Origin of the sequence: Xanthomonas sp. BRIP62411 (genome assembly GCF_003993525.1) — a bacterium.
GTDB lineage: Bacteria > Pseudomonadota > Gammaproteobacteria > Xanthomonadales > Xanthomonadaceae > Xanthomonas > Xanthomonas euroxanthea.
Map to the genome: position 1 here is coordinate 174,065 of NZ_QEZI01000022.1, position 17,821 is coordinate 191,885.

Genomic DNA, 17,821 nt, shown 5'->3' on the forward strand with positions numbered 1-17,821 from the left:
TTCACATGTTCCAGAGCCGGTGCACCATGACTCAACACGACGACATCTATCTGATCGACCTGTGGCGCATCCTGCGTCGCGAATGGCGCTGGGCGCTGGCCGCGCTGGTGGTGGTGCTTGCACTGACCGTTGCCTTTACCCGCCTGGCCAGGCCGCAGTGGGAAGCCACCGCCTGGATCCAGGTCGGCGAGATCGGCCCCACGCCGGCCGGGCGCGATCCCAAGGTCGAACCGTTCCAGCGCGTGATCGATCGCATGAAGACGCGGCTGTTCCAGGACGCGGTGTTGCGCCAGGCTGGCGTGCCGCTGAAAAGCCGCGCGGCGCAGTTGTATCGCGGCAGCCTCAAGCCGGATCCGGACCCGTATGCCAACCTGATCGGGGTGACCATCCGGGCCGAATCGTCGGCGCAGGCGCGCAGCCTGGCGCTGGCGACGGTGAGCGCCTTGCAGGGCCTGCACGGTGACACCAACGCAGTGGCGCTCGCACTGGCGCGCACGCGCCTGCAGGGCCTGACCGACGATCTGCGCGTGGCCACCCGCAACCGCGATCAACTGCAGCAGCAGGTGCAGGCCGGGCAGGGCGCCGCTGCGGCGACCCCGGCCCAGGTCCTGGCGGGCGTGCTGCTGACCGACAGCAACGCCACCGTGCGCGCATTGAAGAGCGAGCGCGACGATCTGGTTGCCCGCCTGACCACGCGCTATACCTATCAGACCTCGCTGGCATGGCCGTTGTACGTACCCGAGCAGCAGGCGTTTCCGAATGCCGTCACCGCCTGGGCTGCCGGTTTGCTCGGCGGGGCAGGGCTGGCGGTGCTGGCTGCGGTATTGCGCAATGCCTGGCGGCGGCGTACCGGCGCCGCGCCGCAGACTGCCGGCTGAGCCGCGCCGCGGCGCGCGGCACGGTGGACATCGCTGCCCGACGCTGCAACCAAACCGTCGGCACGCGGCACTCACCGGTCAATCAAGCGATGCCGCGTCGGCGGTGTCGCGCCTGGAGAGTGTGGTGAGAACAGCTGGATCGGGGTGGGAGGCTGCGCATGTCGGTGGCCAATGAGCATGCGGCGCGCGGTGGCACGGTGGCCCCGGAGCGCCTGCTGGAGACGCAACGCGCGTTCGACAGCGTGGCGCCGGACTACGACGGCCCACGCGGCAACAACGCGCTGATCCAGCGTATGCGCACCACGCTGTGGGACACGGTCGCGGCCGAGTTGCCGGTGGGCTCGCGGCTGGTGGACCTGGGGTGCGGCACCGGCCTGGATGCCGGCGAATTCGCACGTCGCGGTTACCGCGTGCTGGCCACCGACTGGTCGCCGGCAATGGTCGAGCGCACCCGCCAGCGCGCGGCCACGCAAGGCCTGGAAGAGCGCCTGAGCGCCGCCCATGTCGGCATCCAGCAGCTGGACCAGCTGGAGGGCAGCTTCGACGGCATGTATTCCAACTTCGGCCCGCTCAATTGCGCGCCGGATCTCCCGGCGGTGGCGGCCGAATGCGCGCGCCTGCTGCGCGCCGATGGCTGCCTGGTGTTCTCGGTGATCGGGCGCATCTGCCCCTGGGAAATCGGCCACTACAGCGTGCGCGGGCGGTTCAGGCGCGCCGCGGTGCGGGCCGCGCGCGGGGTCACCGCCGTGGGCATGAACGGCCACACCATCTGGACCTGGTACCACCTGCCGCGCGAGTTCTACCGCGCCTTCGCCAAGCACTTCGTGCTGGACCGCTATCGCGCCTTGAGCCTGTTCCTGCCGCCGCCGTACCTGGTGGATTTCTGCGAACGGCATCCGCGCCTGTCCGAGCGTCTGGGCCGGTGCGACGACCGCCTGGGCGGGCTGCCGCTGCTGCGCGACATGGGCGACCACTTCCTGATCGTGCTGCGCAAGCGCTGAGTGGAGATGCCGATGTCCATGGCCGATGTCTGCCTGCAGGGCGCGCGCGCGATCACCCTGGCGGGCCCGTCGCGCGCGCCGTTGACCATCCGCGCAGGGCGCTTCGGCGGCACGCTCGGCACCGGCAGCCTGCGCCTGGACCTGCAGGGGCATGTGCTGGCGCCCGGCCTGATCAATGCGCACGAGCATCTGCAGGTCAACTGCGTGCCGCCGCTGCCGCAGTGCGCGGTGTTTCCCAACAGCTATGCGTGGATCGAGGCGTTCCAGGCGCATTTCCGGCATCCCGACGTGGCCGCTGCCCTGCGTGTGCCCAAGCCGGTGCGTCTGCGTCATGGTGGGTTGAAGAACCTGCTGGCCGGCGTCACCTGCGTGGCCCAGCACGACCCGTGGCACGCCACGCTGGACGAGCCCGGCTTTCCGGTTGGCCTGCTGCGCGAGTTCGGCTGGAGCTATGCGCTGGGGTGGACCGGCTATGGCCCACCGGTGCAGGGCAGTTTTGCCGCAACCTCGCCCGCGCATCCCTGGATGATCCATCTGGCCGAAGGCACCGATGCGGTGGCGGCCGCCGAACTGGAAGAACTGGACCGGCTTGGTTGCCTGGCACCCAACAGCGTGCTGATCCACGGCGTGGGCATGGGCGAACGCGACATCGAGCGGGTGATCGCACGTGGCGCGGCGGTGGTGTGGTGCCCATCGAGCAACCGTGCGCTGCTGGGCCGCACGCTCGACCCCTGGCGCCTGTGCATGGCGGGCCGGCTCGCGTTGGGCAACGATTCGCGCGTCAGCGGCGCGCGCGATCTGCTGGAAGAACTGCGCATCGCTGCCAGCAGCGGGTTGGCCGCGGATCTGCTGCTCGGCCTGGTCACCCATCAGTCGGCGCGCATCCTGCGCATGGCCACGCGTGGACGCCTGGCGCCGGGGGCGGCGGCGGACCTGGTGATCGTGCGCGACCGCGGTGGCGACCCCGCGCTCAGCGTGGTGGGTTGCGCACGCAGTGATCTGCGTGCGGTGATACGTGATGGCGCGCCGCGCATCGCCGACCCGGATTTTGCCGACTGGTTCGACGCGGCCGGCATCCGCACCGTCCCGGTGCTGCTGGACGGACGCCCCAAGCTGCTCGACGCCACGCTGGCCGATCCGGCGGTCCTGGCACTGGAACCCGGCCTGCAGCGCGTGCCCCAGCCTGCACACCAACCTGCGCGCCAGCCCGGCGTCGCCATGGCCGCCAGCGGTGCGGTGTCGTGAGCGCAGTACCGATCCTCGAGCCGGCAGCGGCGTATGCGCTGTGGGCGCAGGCGTATCCGCCGCACGCGCACAACCCGGTGATGCTGGCCGAAGAGCGCGCCATGCTCGCGTTGATGCCGAACGTGTTGCAGGGCCAGCACGTGCTCGACGCCGGCTGCGGCAGCGGGCGCTACATGCTGCATGCCTTGCGGCGTGGCGCGCTGCAGTTGACCGGCGTGGATCTGTCGCCGCAGATGCTGCAGCGTGCGCGCGCCGAGCTGGCGCAGGACTGGCCATCGGCACGCATGCGCCTGCAGCAGGGCAGCCTGGAGCAGCTGCCGCTGGGCGACGCAGTGGCCGATCTCAGCGTCTGCGGTCTGGTGGTCGGCCATCTGCAGCAGCTATGGACGGCGCTGGAAGAACTGCACCGCGTCACCCGCGTCGGCGGCCTGGTGCTGTGCAGCGACGTGCACCCCATCGGCCATGCGCTGGGCTGGCAACGCGACTTCAAGGCCAACGGCCGGCAGTACGCGGTGCGGCATACGCAACATCTCTACAGCCATTGGCATGCGGCCTGCGTGGCACTGGGCATGGAGATCGAAGCGGTGGCCGAGCCGATGCTGGACCCGGCCGACATCGCGCCCGGCGCGCGCTTCGATCAGGCCGCGCTGCGGGTGCCGGTCGCGCTGGTGCTGCGGCTGCGGCGCATCGCGTGACCAACGTACTGGCCATGGTGGCGTGTGCATGCAGCATCTCGGTGGCAGGCGAGCGGTGCCGTTTGCGCGCGGTGCAGTGCGCGGCACGTGGCCTGGTCAGCATGGCAGGGCATGCAATCCGGGCGCGGTCGGTGCCATGAGCCTGCAGGTGGCGCAGCTCAATCTGCTGCCGACTCCCGCCGGCCTGACTGCCGAGCAGGTGTTCGCGCAGTGGCCATCGCTGGCCGATATCGCCGAGGCCGTCGCCAGCGCCGGGGTACGCGTATCTGTGGTCCAGGCTTCTGCACTGAACTTGCGGCGCACTCGCCAGGGCGTGGATTACCGCTTCGTCGAGCTCGGCGCGCGCGGCAGTGCGCAGCGCGCCGTCCTGCTTGCTGCGATGCTGCGCGAGATCGGCGCCGATGTGATCCACATCCACGGCCTGGAATTTGCCGGCGATGCGCGCCGTCTCGCCCGCCTGCTGCCGCAGACGCCGATCCTGCTGCAGGATCACGCCAACCGCCCGCCGCGCTGGTGGGCGCGCAGTGTGTGGCGCCTTCGCTACGCGGCCGCCGCCGGGATCGCGTTCACCGCGCAGGAGATGGCGCAGCCGTTCGTCCAGGCGCGCCTGTTCAAGGCAAAGACGCAGCTGTTTGCGGTTCCCGAATCGAGCAGCCGCTTTTCGCCGGGCGATCGCCTGCAGGCACGCGAGCAGACCTGTCTGCATGGCGACCCCTGCGTGTTGTGGGTCGGGCACCTGAGCGCGGCCAAGGATCCGTTGTGCGTGCTCGATGCCGTCGCCATGGCCGCCCGCGTGTTACCGGGGCTGCGGCTGTGGTGCGTGTTCGACCAGGCGCCGTTGCTGGAGCAGGTACGGCAGCGCCTGCGCGCCGATCCGCTGCTTGCACGCTGCGTGCAACTGCTGGGCAGGGTGCCGCATGCCCGCGTGGAAACCCTGTTGCGTGCCTGCGACCTGTTCGTCTCCGCCAGCCACGCGGAAAGCTGCGGTTATGCCGCGTTGGAAGCCTATGCCTGTGGCACGTTGCCGCTACTGACCGATATCCCGTCCTTCCGTGCGCTCAGCGATGGCGGGGCGGTCGGCGCGTTGTGGCCGGTCGGCGATGCCTCGGCCCTGGCGGACCTGCTGCTGCGCGTCGTCCGGCAACGCCCCGATCGCGCACAGGTGCGCGCGCATTTCGATGCACGGCTGTCGTTTGCCGCCGTGGGGCAGCGCTGGAAGCGAGCGTACATCCAGCTGCTGGCCGCCGCGCCAGGGCGAACCGCATGAAACTGGCCCTGGTGGTTCCGGGCGGCGTGGATCGCAGCGGCGAGGTCCGCGTGATCCCGGTGTTCCTGACCCTGATCGAATGGCTGGCGCGCCAGCACCAGGTGCATGTGTTCGTGCTGCATCAGGAGCCGCTGCCCGGCACCTGGGCGTTGCGTGGTGCCACCGTGCACAACATCGGCGCGCGCCGCACCCGCACGCGTGCGATCGCCGCCATTGCCGACGAACATCGTCGTGCTCCGTTCGATGTGATCCAGGCCATCTTTTCCGGCTATTGCGGTCTGGTCGCCGTCGCCGCGGCACGGCTGTTGCGGCGTCCAAGCGTGGTGCATATCGCCGGTGGCGAGCTGGTCGCGTTGCATGGCATCGGCTACGGCGGCCGGCGACGTTGGCGCGGTCGCCTGCGCGAGGCGGTGATCCTGCGCCTGGCCGACCGCGTCACCGCGGCCAGCGCGCCCATCCTCGCGTCGCTGCAGGCGCTCGGCATCCATGCGCAGCGGGTGCCGTTGGGCGTGGATCTGCGTGCCTGGCCGCCGGCCGCGCCACGTGCACGCACGGGTGGCATCGCCCGCTTGCTGCATGTGGCCAGCCTCAATCCGGTCAAGGACCAGACCACCTTGCTGCAGGCGATGGCAGCGCTCAAACGTGCAGAGGTCGCCTTTACCCTGGACATGGTCGGCGTCGATACGCTGGATGGCGCCATGCAACGCCTGGTGCAACAGCTCGGCCTGGACGCGCAGGTGCGTTTTCTCGGTTTCAAGACCCAGCGCGAGCTGCGCCCGATCATGCAATCGGCCGACCTGCTGGTACTGTCGTCCCTGCACGAAGCCGGGCCGCTGGTGCTGCTGGAAGCGGCGGTCACCGGTGTGCCCACCGTCGGCACCGCGGTCGGGCACCTGGTCGAATGGGCAACGGTGTGCGCACTCGCGGTACCGCCGGGCGACTGGGCCGGGCTGGCAGAAGCCGTCCGCCAGGTCTTGGCCGACGACGAGCTGCGCTTGCGCCTGGCCTGGGCAGCGCAATGCCGTGCGGTCCGGGAGGACGCGGCGTTGACCACGCGGCTGTTCGAACAGCTGTATCGGCACCTGTGCGAGGCGCGGTCGCTGCGCTGACTGCGGCGCAATGACGCAGATCGCATCAGCCGCAAGGCAACGCGCGTGGTGCAGCAACGAGGCTGCCAAACAAGACGTGGGGACGTGATCGCAACGGTGATCGGCTGCACAAGCGCCAGCCTGCGCGCCTGCTGCGGGCCTGCGATCACCGACAAAGCTGCTGCGAGCAGCCGATGGCTGGGTGCAGGCAGCGCGCCCGGACTCGGACGCTGCGGCGGACACCTGCCGACTCCGGGCAGGCCGTGCCGACCTGATGCTGAGCGCAGCAGTGCTGTCAGCCGCGCTCAGGCCGGCTGCAGATAGCCGTCCAGCGCTGCACGCACCACATACAGCATGTCGGTGCGCGGCACCGGCCGGGTCAGGCGCGTCATCACCCGGCGCAGCTGGGTCTGCCGCACCCAGGGCTGGCCCTGGAGCCACAACTGGGTCTGCAGCATGTCCGCCCGTTCCTTGCGGCTCTCGGCCGTCGGCACCACGCGATTGCGCAGGTACTGTCGCGCCTCGCCCAGCGAGCGTGACCATTCGATGCCGGGCAGGGCCGACAACCACAGGTTGGAACACGAGGCGGTGGTCAGGGTCTGGCGGGCCGCACGCATGCGCAGCAGGCGCGGGCAATCGGCCTGCAGCCGCGCCATCACTGCCGGCGGCACCACGCTGCGGTAATAACGTTGCAACAGCAGCAGCGGTGGCAGCGCCCACCATGGCGCCACGGCCGGGTCGTCCCACAACTGGTCCCAGTCACGCGGCCCCATGCGCGTGGCCAGCAGTGCCAGGTCATGCAGATGCATCAGGCGGATGCTGCGGTGGCAGATGCCGCCGGCCGCATGTAGCAGCAGATGGCACATCAGCGCGCCGACCGACGGGTAGGGATTCAATCCCGGCTGTGGCCGCTCGGGCAGGATGCACGCGGTGATGTCCACGCTGCGCAGCGGCAGACGTTCCTGGATGCGGGTATGCAGCTCGAGATTGATCGGCGCATCGCGATGCTCGCCCAGTCCCGCCACCGCCTCGCCATGCAGCGGCTTGAACACCTGGTGCTTCCATTGTTCGAAGCAGGCCACGTAACCGAGTTCGCACAGCAGCGCCGCCGCCGCGGGCGCATCTTCCGGCGCCACCAGCAGATCGATGTCGGCCATCGGCCGATCGCCGGGCAGGTAGACGCCGAGCCGATGCAAGGCGGTGCCCTTGAGGCCGACCAGGGCGATGCCGGCCGCACGCGCTGCCGCGTCGATGCGGGCCAGCAACAGCGCGATGCGCCGATGGCGGTCTTCGACATGGTTGCGTTGCTCACTCAGGAACGCGGTCCAGTCGGCGTCCTGCCACAACGAGCGGCGTTGCAGCAGCGGCGACACGCCATGCGCTGCAGCCGCTGCCGCAGCCAGTTGCCATTGCAGCCGGTCCCACTGCGGCACCGCTGCGCCGGGCTGCGCCAACTCCCTGGCCAGCCGTTCGGTGGCCGTGTGCAGGCCGTGCTTGATGGTGCGAAGGGAAGGCTGCATGCGGCTGTGATCCGAAGGGCGAGGTGAGGGGGGAAGCGAGATCGGCGCGTTGCGCGCTAGCCGACCAGCACGCTGGCCAACTGGCGCGGTTGGCGTTCGGCAGCGCCGGCAAGCGGCGCGGTGCGGTGCTGCCGTTCGCTGGCGATCAAGGCGGACCAGCGCGCTTCCAGCGTCTGCGAGGCCTGTGCAAACGCATCGGCGCCCAGCGTGGCACGCGCCTGCTGCAGGTCGACCTGGGTGTGCAGCAGGTCGCGCACGCTGCGGTAGAACTCCGAGTCGTAGGCGCCATGGAACATCATCGCCAGGTCGTCGCTGTCCTGCCAATGGGTCTTGCCGCCCAGCTGGTTCTTCACTTCCTCGTAGAACTTGGTGCCGGGCAGCGGGTAGGACACGCTGACGCCGATGATGTCCGGGTTGGCCTGCGTCACCAGTGCGCGCGTGGCCAGGATGTCTTCGAGTTCTTCGCCCAGGTAGCCGAGTTGAATGAAGAAACCCACGCGGATGCCATGTGCGCCCAGGCGCTGGCGTGCGGCGATCACCTCGCCAACCTCGGTGCCCTTGGTCATCCTGTCCAGGATGCGCTGGCTGCCGCTTTCGGCACCCAGCCAGGCCTCGGCGCAGCCGGCGCGCGCAAGCGCAGCGGCCATGCGCTCGCTGGCCAGGTCGGCACGGGTCTGGATGGTGAACGGGATCGCGCCATCGGCCTCGCTCAGGCGCTGCGCAAAGGTTTCCACCCAATCGATATGGAAGCCGAAGATGTCATCGGCCATCCACAGGTGATCGGGCTGGAAGCTGCGCTTGAGATGGATCATTTCGGCAGCCACGTCGTCCGCAGCGCGGCGCTTGTAGTGGTTGCCCCAGATCGGTTTGGCGCACCAGTTGCAGCGAAACGGGCAGCCCCGCGAAGCGGCCATGTTCAGGCTGAAATAGCCGTGCCGTTGCTGCCAGAAACGCCGATAGCGCGGCATGTCGACCAGGTCCCAGGCCGGCAGGCCGCTCAGTCGCGCGTCCGGTGGTTGCGCGCCCGGATGCACGCGCGTGGCGGCAGGTTGCGTTGTGGCGAGACGTGCCACGCCGGCCAGCCAGGCGTCGCCGTCGATGTCCGGATCGGCTTCCAGCCGTTCCATCAGCGTAAGCAGCGGTGCGATCCCTTCGCCGACCAGCACCGCATGCGCGCCGGCGTCCAGGAACACGTCCGGGTTGTCGGACGCATCGGAGCCGGCGACCAGCACGCGGCAACCGGCGGCACGTGCCTGCGCGATCATGCGGCAGGCGGCCTCGCGCATCCGGCTCAGGCACATCTTGGTGAGGAAGTTGAAGTTGTCTTCGTAGAACACCACCACATCCGGCTGCGCCTGGTGCAAGGCGCCGTCATACTCCTGCACGTCCTCGGCCAGCATCGCGTCGAACAGGCTCACTGCATGCCCACGCTCACGCAGCAGCGCCGCGACCTGCAGCGTCGCCAGCGGTGGATAGGGTTTGCCGCGCTCCCATTGCTTGGGGTCGTAACGCAGGAAATACGAATGACTGACCTGGATCTTTAGCATCTGCACAAGGCTCTCGTTCTGTCGCCAGGTGGACGCAGCGGTGGCGTGCGCAGACACCGGCATTCGGCTCGGCAGTAGGTGCGGATGCAGGCCGCTTTGGTTGTGCGGATACGCGCCCGGTTGCCGGCTCGCGTCGGGTATGCGCGTCGATGCCGGCCAGGCAACCTTTCCCTTACCGATCGGCACATACCGGCTGATCGATGCAATGGATGGAACGGCATGCCGCAGTCGGCTGCGTTGGCGCAACTCCTGCCGGTGGGCGATGACGCACGTTCCGGCACGCCGGATGCGACGGCAGCAGATCCCTTTGGCGAACATCGGCCGCGTCGGCATGGCGTGCGCCGGCAGATCCTCGGCGCGCTGTTTCACTTCGATAGCGACAGCGAGGCGCTGCTGGCGTTGGTGGACCACGCCTACGCGGGCCTGCCCGCGCATCGCTTGCCGGGTGCGCCGGAGTTCCATGTCACGCTGGATCTGGTGACGCGCGGGCACGCGCCACCCGGCGCAGAACCGCCACCGGTGCGCACCCATGCCAGCGGCGGCCTGCTGTGTGGCGTCATGGATGCCTGCAATTACCTGATGCTGTCGGTGCCCGCGCGCCGGGCCATGCTGGTGATCTCCGACGACATGCTCGCCCACGCCTATCACGTGCGGTATGAGCTGATCGAATTTGCCGTGTTCCTGCTGGCCGCGCGCGGCATGGGCCTGGTGCCCCTGCATGGCGCATGCGTGGGCCGGCACGGACGCAGCGTGCTGTTGCTCGGTGCCAGCGGCGCCGGCAAATCGACCCTGGCGCTGCACAGCCTGTTGCATGGCCTGGACTTCATCGCCGAAGACGGCGTGTTCGTGGCGCCGGAGAGCCTGCTCACCACTGGCGTAGCCAACTTTCTGCACCTGCGCGCCGGCGCGCTGGGCCTGGTCGACGCGCAGACCCGAGCCTGGATCAGCGCCTCGCCGACCATCCGGCGCCGCAGCGGCGTGGAAAAGTTCGAAATCGATATTCGCCACGGCCGCGCGCAGCTGGCGCGCGCGCCCCTGCCGTTGTCTGCGGTGGTGATGCTGTCGGCGACGCCGGCGAGCGATCCCGCGCAGTTGCTGCTGGCGATGCCGGCCGAACGCATCGCCAATTGCCTGGCAGGCGATCAGCCGTATGCGGCCGGTCAACCGGGCTGGCCGCGCTTTGTCGAGCAGGTGCAGCGCATCGGCATGTTCACGTTGCGCCGCGGTTTGCATCCGCAGGCCTCGCTGCACGCGCTGCTGCAGGTGTTGCGGTGAGCGCATGCGCGCGGCCGCCGCGCGCATGCGTCTGCAGGGTCAACGCCATGCGGCATGCCGCATGCCACCGTGCGCCCCACACGTGACTGAGATACGCGCCGCCGCAGAGCGCAGGCCCATGCGCGCGATGTGGCGCGATTTCGTCGGCACGCTGGTGCCGGCGGACGTGCCGACCATCGCGCTCTACGTCGGCGTATCGCTGCTTGCCGCACTGGCCGGCAGCCTCGTCGCGGTCAGCCTGGTGCCGCTGGTGCAGCCCGGGCACGCCGTCCGCCTGGCCGGCTACGCGCTCGCCTTACCGCAGGCCCTGGCGATGCAGGTGGCGCTGTTCGTGGCTGTGAGCCTGGTGTTTGCCGCACTGCGTTGGCATGGCGCAGGGCTGGCCGCGCGGCTGACCAGCCGCTACGCGATCGGGCTGCGCCAGCGCGTACATGCCGCCTTGATCGATGCACCGCTGCCTGCGCTGTCCGGCGCCAGCTCGGCGGAAATCGCCAATGTGCTGACCTACAACATCGAAATCGCCACCCAGGGCTTCGGTGCGGCATTGCAGCTGCTGGTGGCCGGCATGACCGCCCTGGTGAGCCTCTGCATCGCGGTCATGATCGCGCCTGCGTTACTGATGGCGGCGCCGTTGCTGCTGGGGCTGGCGTGGCTGGGCCTGCGCATCTCCAGCAGCGACAAACAGGCGCGCATCAGCCGCGATTATGTGGCCGACATGACGCAGCTGTTCTGGTTGAGCGAAGACTTCCCGCGTCGCCTGCGGCATGTGCGCTCGTTCCAGCGCGAAGCGCTGGAAACGCGCCATTACGAACGCATTTCCGCACGGCTGGGGCAGGGCTATGCGCAGCAGCAGGCGCTGGTGGCAGGCAGCCGGCTGCTGCTCGAAGCCACCGCGGTGGCGGCAATCGCCGCCATCCTGGTGCTGGCCAACCTCTGGCAGGGCGCGGACCGCGCTGCGCTGATCACCGTCAGCCTGCTGCTCGGGCGCCTGCTGCCGTATCTGGTCAGCACCCGCCAGAGCGTGCAGCAACTGCGCTCGGCCTGGCCGGCGTTGCAGTTGTGGCGGCGCTATGCGGAGTTGGGCACGCCGCGCGCGCACACGGCGGCCGCGCCGGCAGCACCGCTGCCAGCAGCCGTGCATCTGGAACACATCGGCCTGGCGCCGCCGTTGCCCAGGCTCGATCTCGCGCCGATGCTGCTGCTGCCCGGCGAACTGACCCTGGTGGTCGGGCCCTCCGGCGTCGGCAAGAGCAGCCTGATGGACGTGCTCTCGGGTCAGACTGCGCCGGCGCAGTTCACCGCGCACATGGGCGGGCGCCGGCTGGATTTTGCCGCGTATCGCGCCCTGGTACGGCATGGCGCCTACCTCGGCCAGGGGGTGCGGCCGTGGCAGCGCACGGTCCGCGCGTGCCTGGACTGGGCGTTGCCCGGCGCTCCCGATGCGCGCATGTGGGAGGTGCTGGGCGACGTCGGCCTGAGCGCGCGCCTGCGGCGCGACGGGCAAGGCCTGGACAGCCCGATCAACGGCCAGGACGGGCGGCTGTCCGGCGGCGAGTCGCAGCGTCTGCTGCTGGCCCAGGTGCTGTTGCGCCAGCCGGCCCTGGCGGTACTGGACGAGGCCACCAGCGCACTGGATGCAGAGGCCGAACAGCAGCTGTTGTGCATGCTGCGGCAACGCCTGCCGCAGACCGTGCTGGTGGTGGTCTCGCATCGCACCAGCCTGGCGGCGGTGGCCGATCGCACGGTAGCCCTGGGCGTTGCGCCTGCCGCGCAGCCCGCCGTCCACGGTGATGCGCTTGCAAGCTCAGGCGCGTAATACCACCTGGCTGGATTGGGTCGGCACCACGCTCAACCGGCAATCTCTTCCAGCGCACGGTTGCGCGTGCGGGGGCCGAACAGCGCGATCACGCCGGCCACGATCGACATGCTGACCACGATGAAGGCCAGTACGCCATGGCTGCCGACCTGGGCGAGCAGCCAGCCGATCAGCACGCTGCTCACCGCCGTGGAAAGGCGGCTGAAGGAATAGCAAAAGCCCACCGCCCGCGCGCGCAGCCCGGTGGGGAACAGCTCGGCCTGATAGCCGTGATAGGCAAAGCTCATCCAGGCGTTGCAGAACGCAATCATCGCCCCGCACACCACCATGCCGATTGCCTGGTGCTGCTGCGAAAACAGCACGCCAAACAGCACCGCGCCCAGCGCCGATGCGGTGATCTGCCACTTGTTTTCCCAGCGTTGCGCAAAGCGCAGCAACAGCAGCGGCGCCAGCGGGTAGGCCAGCGAAATGGCGAAGGAATAGCCCAGGCTCCTGGTCACGCCGGTGCCTTGCGCCGAGATCAGGGCCGGCAGCCAGTTGCCGAAGCCGAAAAAGCCGATCGCCTGAAAGATGTGGAACACCACCAGCATGCCGATGCGCCCGCGATGGGGCGCCCGCCATAGCGCCGCGGTCTGCACGCCGCCGGCCGGCGAGGGGACAGGCAACTGCGGTGCAGCCAGGGGCGCGCCCAGATCGCGCGCGCAGCGCGCTTCGAGCTGGCTCAGCACCGCATCGGCGTCGGCATGGCGTCCCTGCGCTGCCAGCCAGCGCGCCGATTCCGGCAAACGGCTGCGCAGCCACCAGATCGCCAGTGCGAATACCCCGCTCAGCAACACCACCCAGCGCCATCCGCTCACCCCCAGCGGTGCATGCGGCACCAGCAGCCAGGCGGTCAGCGCCACTGCAGGCACCGCCAGAAACTGCACGAAGAATGCAAACGCGAACGCGGCGCTGCGCATATGCCGCGGCACCAGCTCGGACAGGTAGGTGTCGATGGTGACCAGCTCGATGCCCAGGCCGATCCCGACCACCAGGCGCAGCACGATGACGCCGGTGGCGGTGTCCTGCAGGCCCATTGCCACGGTCGCGGCGGTGTACCAGACCAGGGCGAAGGTGAACACCGGCCGGCGCCCGAAGCGGTCGGCGAACGGGCTCAACAGGGCAGCTCCGACAAACAGCCCCAGAAACGTCGCCGCCGCAAACGCAGCCTGGTCGGACATGCCGAATGCGCCATCGGCACCGCTGGCAAAGATGCCGTCGCGGATCAGCCCGGGGCTGATGTAGGCGGTCTGGAACAGGTCGTACAACTCGAAAAAACCGCCCAGCGCGAGCAGGCCGACCAGCCGCCACAGCGTGGCGCTGGCCGGCAGCCGGTCGATCCGCGCGGCGATGTGCAGGGTGTCCGAAGCGGGGTCAAGCGGAGCGGTCGAAGCCATCGTCATGCAGGCGCTGCCAGTGCGGTGTCCATCATAGCCAGCAACGGTGTCACCCGACGCCCATGCTTCGTGGCCTGGCAACTGCATTCGCAGGCGAGCCAACGCGCGCAACATACCAACAGCCATCGCGCGTAGCCGTAAGCCCCTCCCTCCGGGGCGAATGCTTGCGCGCCGCTGCGCGCGTGCAGTGCAGTGCCGGTGCAACGAAGCGCGGGCCTGGGCACGGAGCGGGGAATGGCCAGTTGCAGATCCTCCCGTTGTTCGACCACTGGAATGCTGTAATCCCCCCAGCGCCACCTGGGCAGGTGGCAAAGCCGCCTGCCCAGCCCCATCTCTTGCACATCATTCATTCCCCGGAGTCATCCGATGACGCCCATTTCCGTGCTCGACCTGGCGCCGGTCTGCGAAGGCAGCGACACCACCCATGCCTTCGCCAACATGCTCGATCTGGCCCAGCACGCCGAGCGCTGGGGCTACCAGCGTTACTGGCTGGCCGAGCACCACAACATGCCGGGCATCGCCAGCGCCGCCACCGCGGTGCTGATCGGCCACGTGGCCGGCGGCACCAAGACCATCCGCGTCGGTGCCGGCGGCATCATGCTGCCCAACCATGCGCCGCTGCAGGTGGCCGAACAGTTCGGCACGCTGGCCTCGCTGTATCCGCAGCGCATCGACCTGGGCCTGGGCCGCGCGCCCGGCACCGACCAGCCGACCGCGCGCGCCCTGCGTCGCTATTTCGACAGCGCCGACCATTTTCCGCAGGACGTAGCCGAGCTGTTGCGCTACTTCGCGCCCGCCGTGCCGGGGCAACTGGTGCAGGCAGTGCCGGGCGCCGGACTCGACGTGCCGGTATGGCTGCTGGGCTCCAGCCTGTTCAGTGCGCGGCTGGCCGCAGCGATGGGCCTGTCGTTCGCGTTTGCTTCGCACTTCGCGCCCGATGCGATGGACGAGGCAGTGGCGATCTACCGCCGCGAGTTCCGCCCGTCCGCGCAGTTGGCCAAGCCGCACGTGATGCTGGCCTTGAACGTGGTGGCCGCGGAGACCGAAGCACAGGCACGCCGCCTGTTCACCACCCAGCAGCAAAGCTTCGTCAACCTGCGCCGCGGCAAGCCGGGCAAGATTCCCGCGCCGATCGACGACATCGACAGCTTCTGGCAGCCGCACGAACGTGCCGGCGTGGAGCGTGCGCTGGCCTGCACGGTGCTGGGCGATGCCGAGCAGATCGCGCGGGGCGTGGCCGAGTTCATCGAGCGCCATACGCCGGACGAGCTGCTGTTCACCGCCAACATCTACGACCATGCCGCGCGCCTGCGTTCGTTCGAAATCGCCGCCATGGCCTGCCGCGAGCTGGACGTGACTCCTGCGTGATTCACGTCGCTTTGCGCGGCGATCCGCTCAGATGCATGCACCTCCATTGGGAAGACCAGCATGCAATTTCAGGAACGCAGCGAGAGCATCAAGCAGTTGGCGGAATTGATCCGCGGCGTGGACATCGCGATGTTCACGACCGTGTCGGCCGACGGCAAGCTGGTGAGCCGGCCGTTGGGCACGCAGGAAGTCGAATTCGATGGCGACCTGTGGTTCGCCACCGCCGCCGACAGCCCGAAGGTGGCCGAAATCGCTGCCGATCCGCGCGTCAACGTGGCCTATGCCTCGGCCTCGAAGAACAGCTACGTGTCGGTCGCCGGCACCGCGCGCGTGGTCGATGACCGCGCCAAGATCGATGAACTATGGTCGCCGGCAATGAAGGTGTTTTTCCCCGGCGGCAAGGATGACCCCAATCTGCGCCTGATCCACGTGCGTGCCGAATCGGCCGAGTACTGGGACGGCCCGAGCGGGCTGCTGGGCAAGGCGCTGTACTTCGTGATGACGGCAGTCACCGACGACACCGGCAGCCTGTCCGACAACCGTGTGGTGGATCTGAAGTAACGGCGACGATCAGGGGCCGATCGTCTCGCGCATCAGCGCCAGGCGGCCGGCCACCAATCGCGCACCAGATCCAGCAGCTGGTCGGACGTGACCCCGAACACCGCCACCGAAATCAGCGCAGCGGCCCAGCCCACCAGCAGCAGCGCGCCGTCGCGCTCGAGCAGGGCCAGCGCGAACAGCAGCAGGATCAGCCCGAAGAGGTAGTTGGTGAACGGGATCGGCAACGTCAGCAGGACGCCGACCAGCACCAGCAGCACGCCGGTGAACATCTGCGCCGGAATCCGGTCCAGCATGCCGTGCAGGCGTGGCTTGAGCAGCCGGTCCAGGCGTTGCAGCGTCGGCGCAAGCCGCGCGACGAAACGCTTGCTGGTGCTGCGGCGCGGCCCGCGCTCGCCGATGAAACGCGGCACCCACGGCTTGCGCAGGCAGCACAGCATCTGCATCCCGATCAGCACCGTCAGCGGGCCGCTGATGCCGCCGGCCACGCCGGGAATGGGAATGAACGAGGGCAGGATCGCCAGGAACAGAAACACGCCGAACGCGCTCTGCTGCAGGTCGGCCAGGATCTCGCGTACCCGCAACACCTGCGCCGGATCGCCCTCGCTGAAGGCCGCCAGCAGGCTGCGGATGCCTTCGTTGCGATAGCGCATCTGCTCGCCGTCGGCCGCATCCGGCGGCGGCACGCCGTTATCCGACGATGTCATCGCTGCCCTCGTCGCCGACACGGCTCAGCAGCAGCTTGTCCACGCGCGCGCCATCCAGATCGACGATCTCGATGCGCCAGCCGGCCCAATCGAAGAATTCGCCCGCCTGCGGAATGCGCCCGAAGTAGTAGATGCACAGGCCGGCGAGCGTGTGATAGTCGCCTTCGTCGGCTTCCGGCAGTTCGGCGCCCAGCACTTCGCGCAGTTCCTCCACCGGCAGCGACCCGTCGATCAGCAGCGAGCCGTCGGCGCGCGTGACCACCAGCGCATCCTCGTCGGTGTTTTCCACCGCCTGCAGACGGCCGACCACCGCGCCCATCAGGTCGCTGATGGTCACCAGTCCACGGATCTCGCCGTATTCGTCCACCACCAGCGCCATCGACTGCTGTTCTTCGCGAAAGATCTCCAGCAGCTTCATCGCATGCGTGGACTCGGACACGAACAAGGTGTCGCGCAGCGCCTGGAACAGGTGCGCGCCATGTCCATCCATGCGCGTGACCAGCGACTTGACCTCCAGCACGCCGGCGATGTCCTGGTCGCTGCCGCGGTAGACCGGATAGCGCGAGAATTCGTGCTCGCGCATCACCTGCAGATTGCGTTCCGGCTCGGCGTTGGCATCCAGCCAGGCGATGCGGTTGCGCGGGGTCATCAGGCTGTCGGCGGTGCGGTCGCCCAGCCGCATCACGCGATTCATCATGTCGCGCTCGTGCGCATCGATCACGCCGGCCTCGTGGCTTTCGGCCACCAGCATGCGGATTTCCTCTTCGGTCACCGATGCCGATTCGTCCTTGCCCATGCCGAGCATGCGCAGCACCAGCCGGGTCGAGCGCGCCAGCACCCACACGCCGGGCGCGGCGATTTTCGCCAGCCAGGCCATCGGCACCGCAACCACCCCGGCGATGTCCTCGGAGTTCCGCAGCGCCAGCCGCTTGGGCACCAGTTCGCCGAAGATCAGCGTCAGGAAGGTGATCAGCGCCACCGCCAGCGTGCTGCCGATCACCACCGAATACGGGCGCGGCTTGCCGACCAGCTCGAACGAGGCCGACAGTGCCGGGAACAGCCCCTGCAGCCAGCTGCTGATGGCCTCGCCGATCGCCTCGCCACCGAACACGCCGGTCAGGATGCCGATCAGGGTAATGCCGATCTGCACCGTGGACAGGAAGTTTTCCGGGCTTTCGGCCAGTGCCAGGGCGCGCGCAGCGCGCTTGCTGGAGCCGGCCATCTGCTTCAGCCGGCTCTTGCGCGAGGTCATCAGGGACATTTCCGACATCGCGAAGAAGCCGTTCAACAGGATCAGCGCGATGACGATCAGAAACTCAACCACGGGCGTCTTCCCCGGTCAGTGAAGGGGAGGGCGGGCGAGCATTGGGTTGGCCGGCGCGCACAAGGGCGGGGCGGCAACGGGGGAATATAGGGTCGT

At 68.9% G+C, this 17,821-nt stretch carries 15 protein-coding genes; 10 read left to right on the top strand and 5 right to left on the bottom strand.

Translation table 11 applies throughout. The annotated features are described in order from the left end of the window. The first annotated feature begins 26 nt into the window (after positions 1-26). From EO139_RS17485 to EO139_RS17510, 6 genes are all read left to right on the top strand, one after another. Positions 27-878, top strand: coding sequence for a Wzz/FepE/Etk N-terminal domain-containing protein (locus EO139_RS17485; RefSeq protein ID WP_104582959.1), 852 nt, complete (start codon positions 27-29; stop codon positions 876-878). 158 nt (positions 879-1,036) lie between these two features. After that, complete coding sequence (locus tag EO139_RS17490) at positions 1,037-1,879, top strand: class I SAM-dependent methyltransferase (RefSeq protein ID WP_104582869.1); 843 nt, start codon at positions 1,037-1,039, stop codon at positions 1,877-1,879. Between the two features lie 12 nt (positions 1,880-1,891). Continuing rightward, positions 1,892-3,124 (top strand): amidohydrolase family protein, encoded by a 1,233-nt coding sequence (locus EO139_RS17495; protein WP_164739901.1) that lies wholly within the window; start codon positions 1,892-1,894, stop codon positions 3,122-3,124. Further along, positions 3,121-3,819, top strand: coding sequence for a class I SAM-dependent methyltransferase (locus EO139_RS17500; protein ID WP_126971652.1), 699 nt, complete (start codon positions 3,121-3,123; stop codon positions 3,817-3,819). Before EO139_RS17495 ends, EO139_RS17500 begins: the two co-directional genes overlap by 4 nt. A gap of 136 nt (positions 3,820-3,955) precedes the next feature. Further along, a complete protein-coding gene (locus EO139_RS17505) occupies positions 3,956-5,086 on the top strand; it encodes a glycosyltransferase family 4 protein (protein WP_126971654.1) in 1,131 nt (376 codons plus the stop codon). Beyond that, on the top strand, positions 5,083-6,195 hold the full coding sequence (locus EO139_RS17510; RefSeq protein ID WP_126971657.1) for a glycosyltransferase family 4 protein: 1,113 nt from the start codon (positions 5,083-5,085) through the stop codon (positions 6,193-6,195). Before EO139_RS17505 ends, EO139_RS17510 begins: the two co-directional genes overlap by 4 nt. A 284-nt stretch (positions 6,196-6,479) precedes the next feature. Here EO139_RS17510 and EO139_RS17515 read toward each other — a convergent pair whose 3' ends face one another. Continuing rightward, the gene (locus tag EO139_RS17515) at positions 6,480-7,694 is read right to left on the bottom strand and encodes a nucleotidyltransferase family protein (protein WP_126971659.1); all 1,215 of its coding nucleotides are present in this window, start codon (positions 7,692-7,694) and stop codon (positions 6,480-6,482) included. Positions 7,695-7,750: 56 nt separating this feature from the next. Continuing rightward, on the bottom strand, positions 7,751-9,304 hold the full coding sequence (locus tag EO139_RS17520; RefSeq protein WP_126971661.1) for a radical SAM protein: 1,554 nt from the start codon (positions 9,302-9,304) through the stop codon (positions 7,751-7,753). A gap of 156 nt (positions 9,305-9,460) precedes the next feature. On the opposite strand from EO139_RS17520, the gene EO139_RS17525 reads away from it, so the two are divergent. Both EO139_RS17525 and EO139_RS17530 read left to right on the top strand, forming a co-directional pair. Further along, the gene (locus EO139_RS17525; protein WP_126971663.1) at positions 9,461-10,516 is read left to right on the top strand and encodes a serine kinase; all 1,056 of its coding nucleotides are present in this window, start codon (positions 9,461-9,463) and stop codon (positions 10,514-10,516) included. Positions 10,517-10,634: 118 nt separating this feature from the next. Then, complete coding sequence (locus EO139_RS17530; RefSeq protein WP_126941813.1) at positions 10,635-12,332, top strand: ABC transporter ATP-binding protein; 1,698 nt, start codon at positions 10,635-10,637, stop codon at positions 12,330-12,332. Positions 12,333-12,364: 32 nt separating this feature from the next. Here the strand turns inward: EO139_RS17530 and EO139_RS17535 are convergent, their stop codons facing one another. Further along, positions 12,365-13,774, bottom strand: a complete 1,410-nt coding sequence (locus EO139_RS17535; protein WP_164739902.1) for an MFS transporter — start codon at positions 13,772-13,774, stop codon at positions 12,365-12,367. A 360-nt stretch (positions 13,775-14,134) separates the two neighbouring features. Between EO139_RS17535 and EO139_RS17540 the strand changes: the two genes are divergently transcribed. After that, a complete protein-coding gene (locus tag EO139_RS17540) occupies positions 14,135-15,136 on the top strand; it encodes an LLM class flavin-dependent oxidoreductase (RefSeq protein ID WP_104582876.1) in 1,002 nt (333 codons plus the stop codon). Positions 15,137-15,196: 60 nt separating this feature from the next. Further along, positions 15,197-15,697: a pyridoxamine 5'-phosphate oxidase family protein gene (locus EO139_RS17545; protein WP_126942053.1), complete on the top strand. Its 501-nt coding sequence runs from the start codon at positions 15,197-15,199 to the stop codon at positions 15,695-15,697. Between the two features lie 32 nt (positions 15,698-15,729). Here the strand turns inward: EO139_RS17545 and EO139_RS17550 are convergent, their stop codons facing one another. Together EO139_RS17550 and EO139_RS17555 are read right to left on the bottom strand one after the other, a co-directional pair. Further along, positions 15,730-16,401 (bottom strand): exopolysaccharide biosynthesis protein, encoded by a 672-nt coding sequence (locus EO139_RS17550; protein WP_164739903.1) that lies wholly within the window; start codon positions 16,399-16,401, stop codon positions 15,730-15,732. Next, positions 16,385-17,725: a hemolysin family protein gene (locus tag EO139_RS17555; RefSeq protein WP_126971666.1), complete on the bottom strand. Its 1,341-nt coding sequence runs from the start codon at positions 17,723-17,725 to the stop codon at positions 16,385-16,387. Before EO139_RS17555 ends, EO139_RS17550 begins: the two co-directional genes overlap by 17 nt. Positions 17,726-17,821 lie beyond the last annotated feature (96 nt).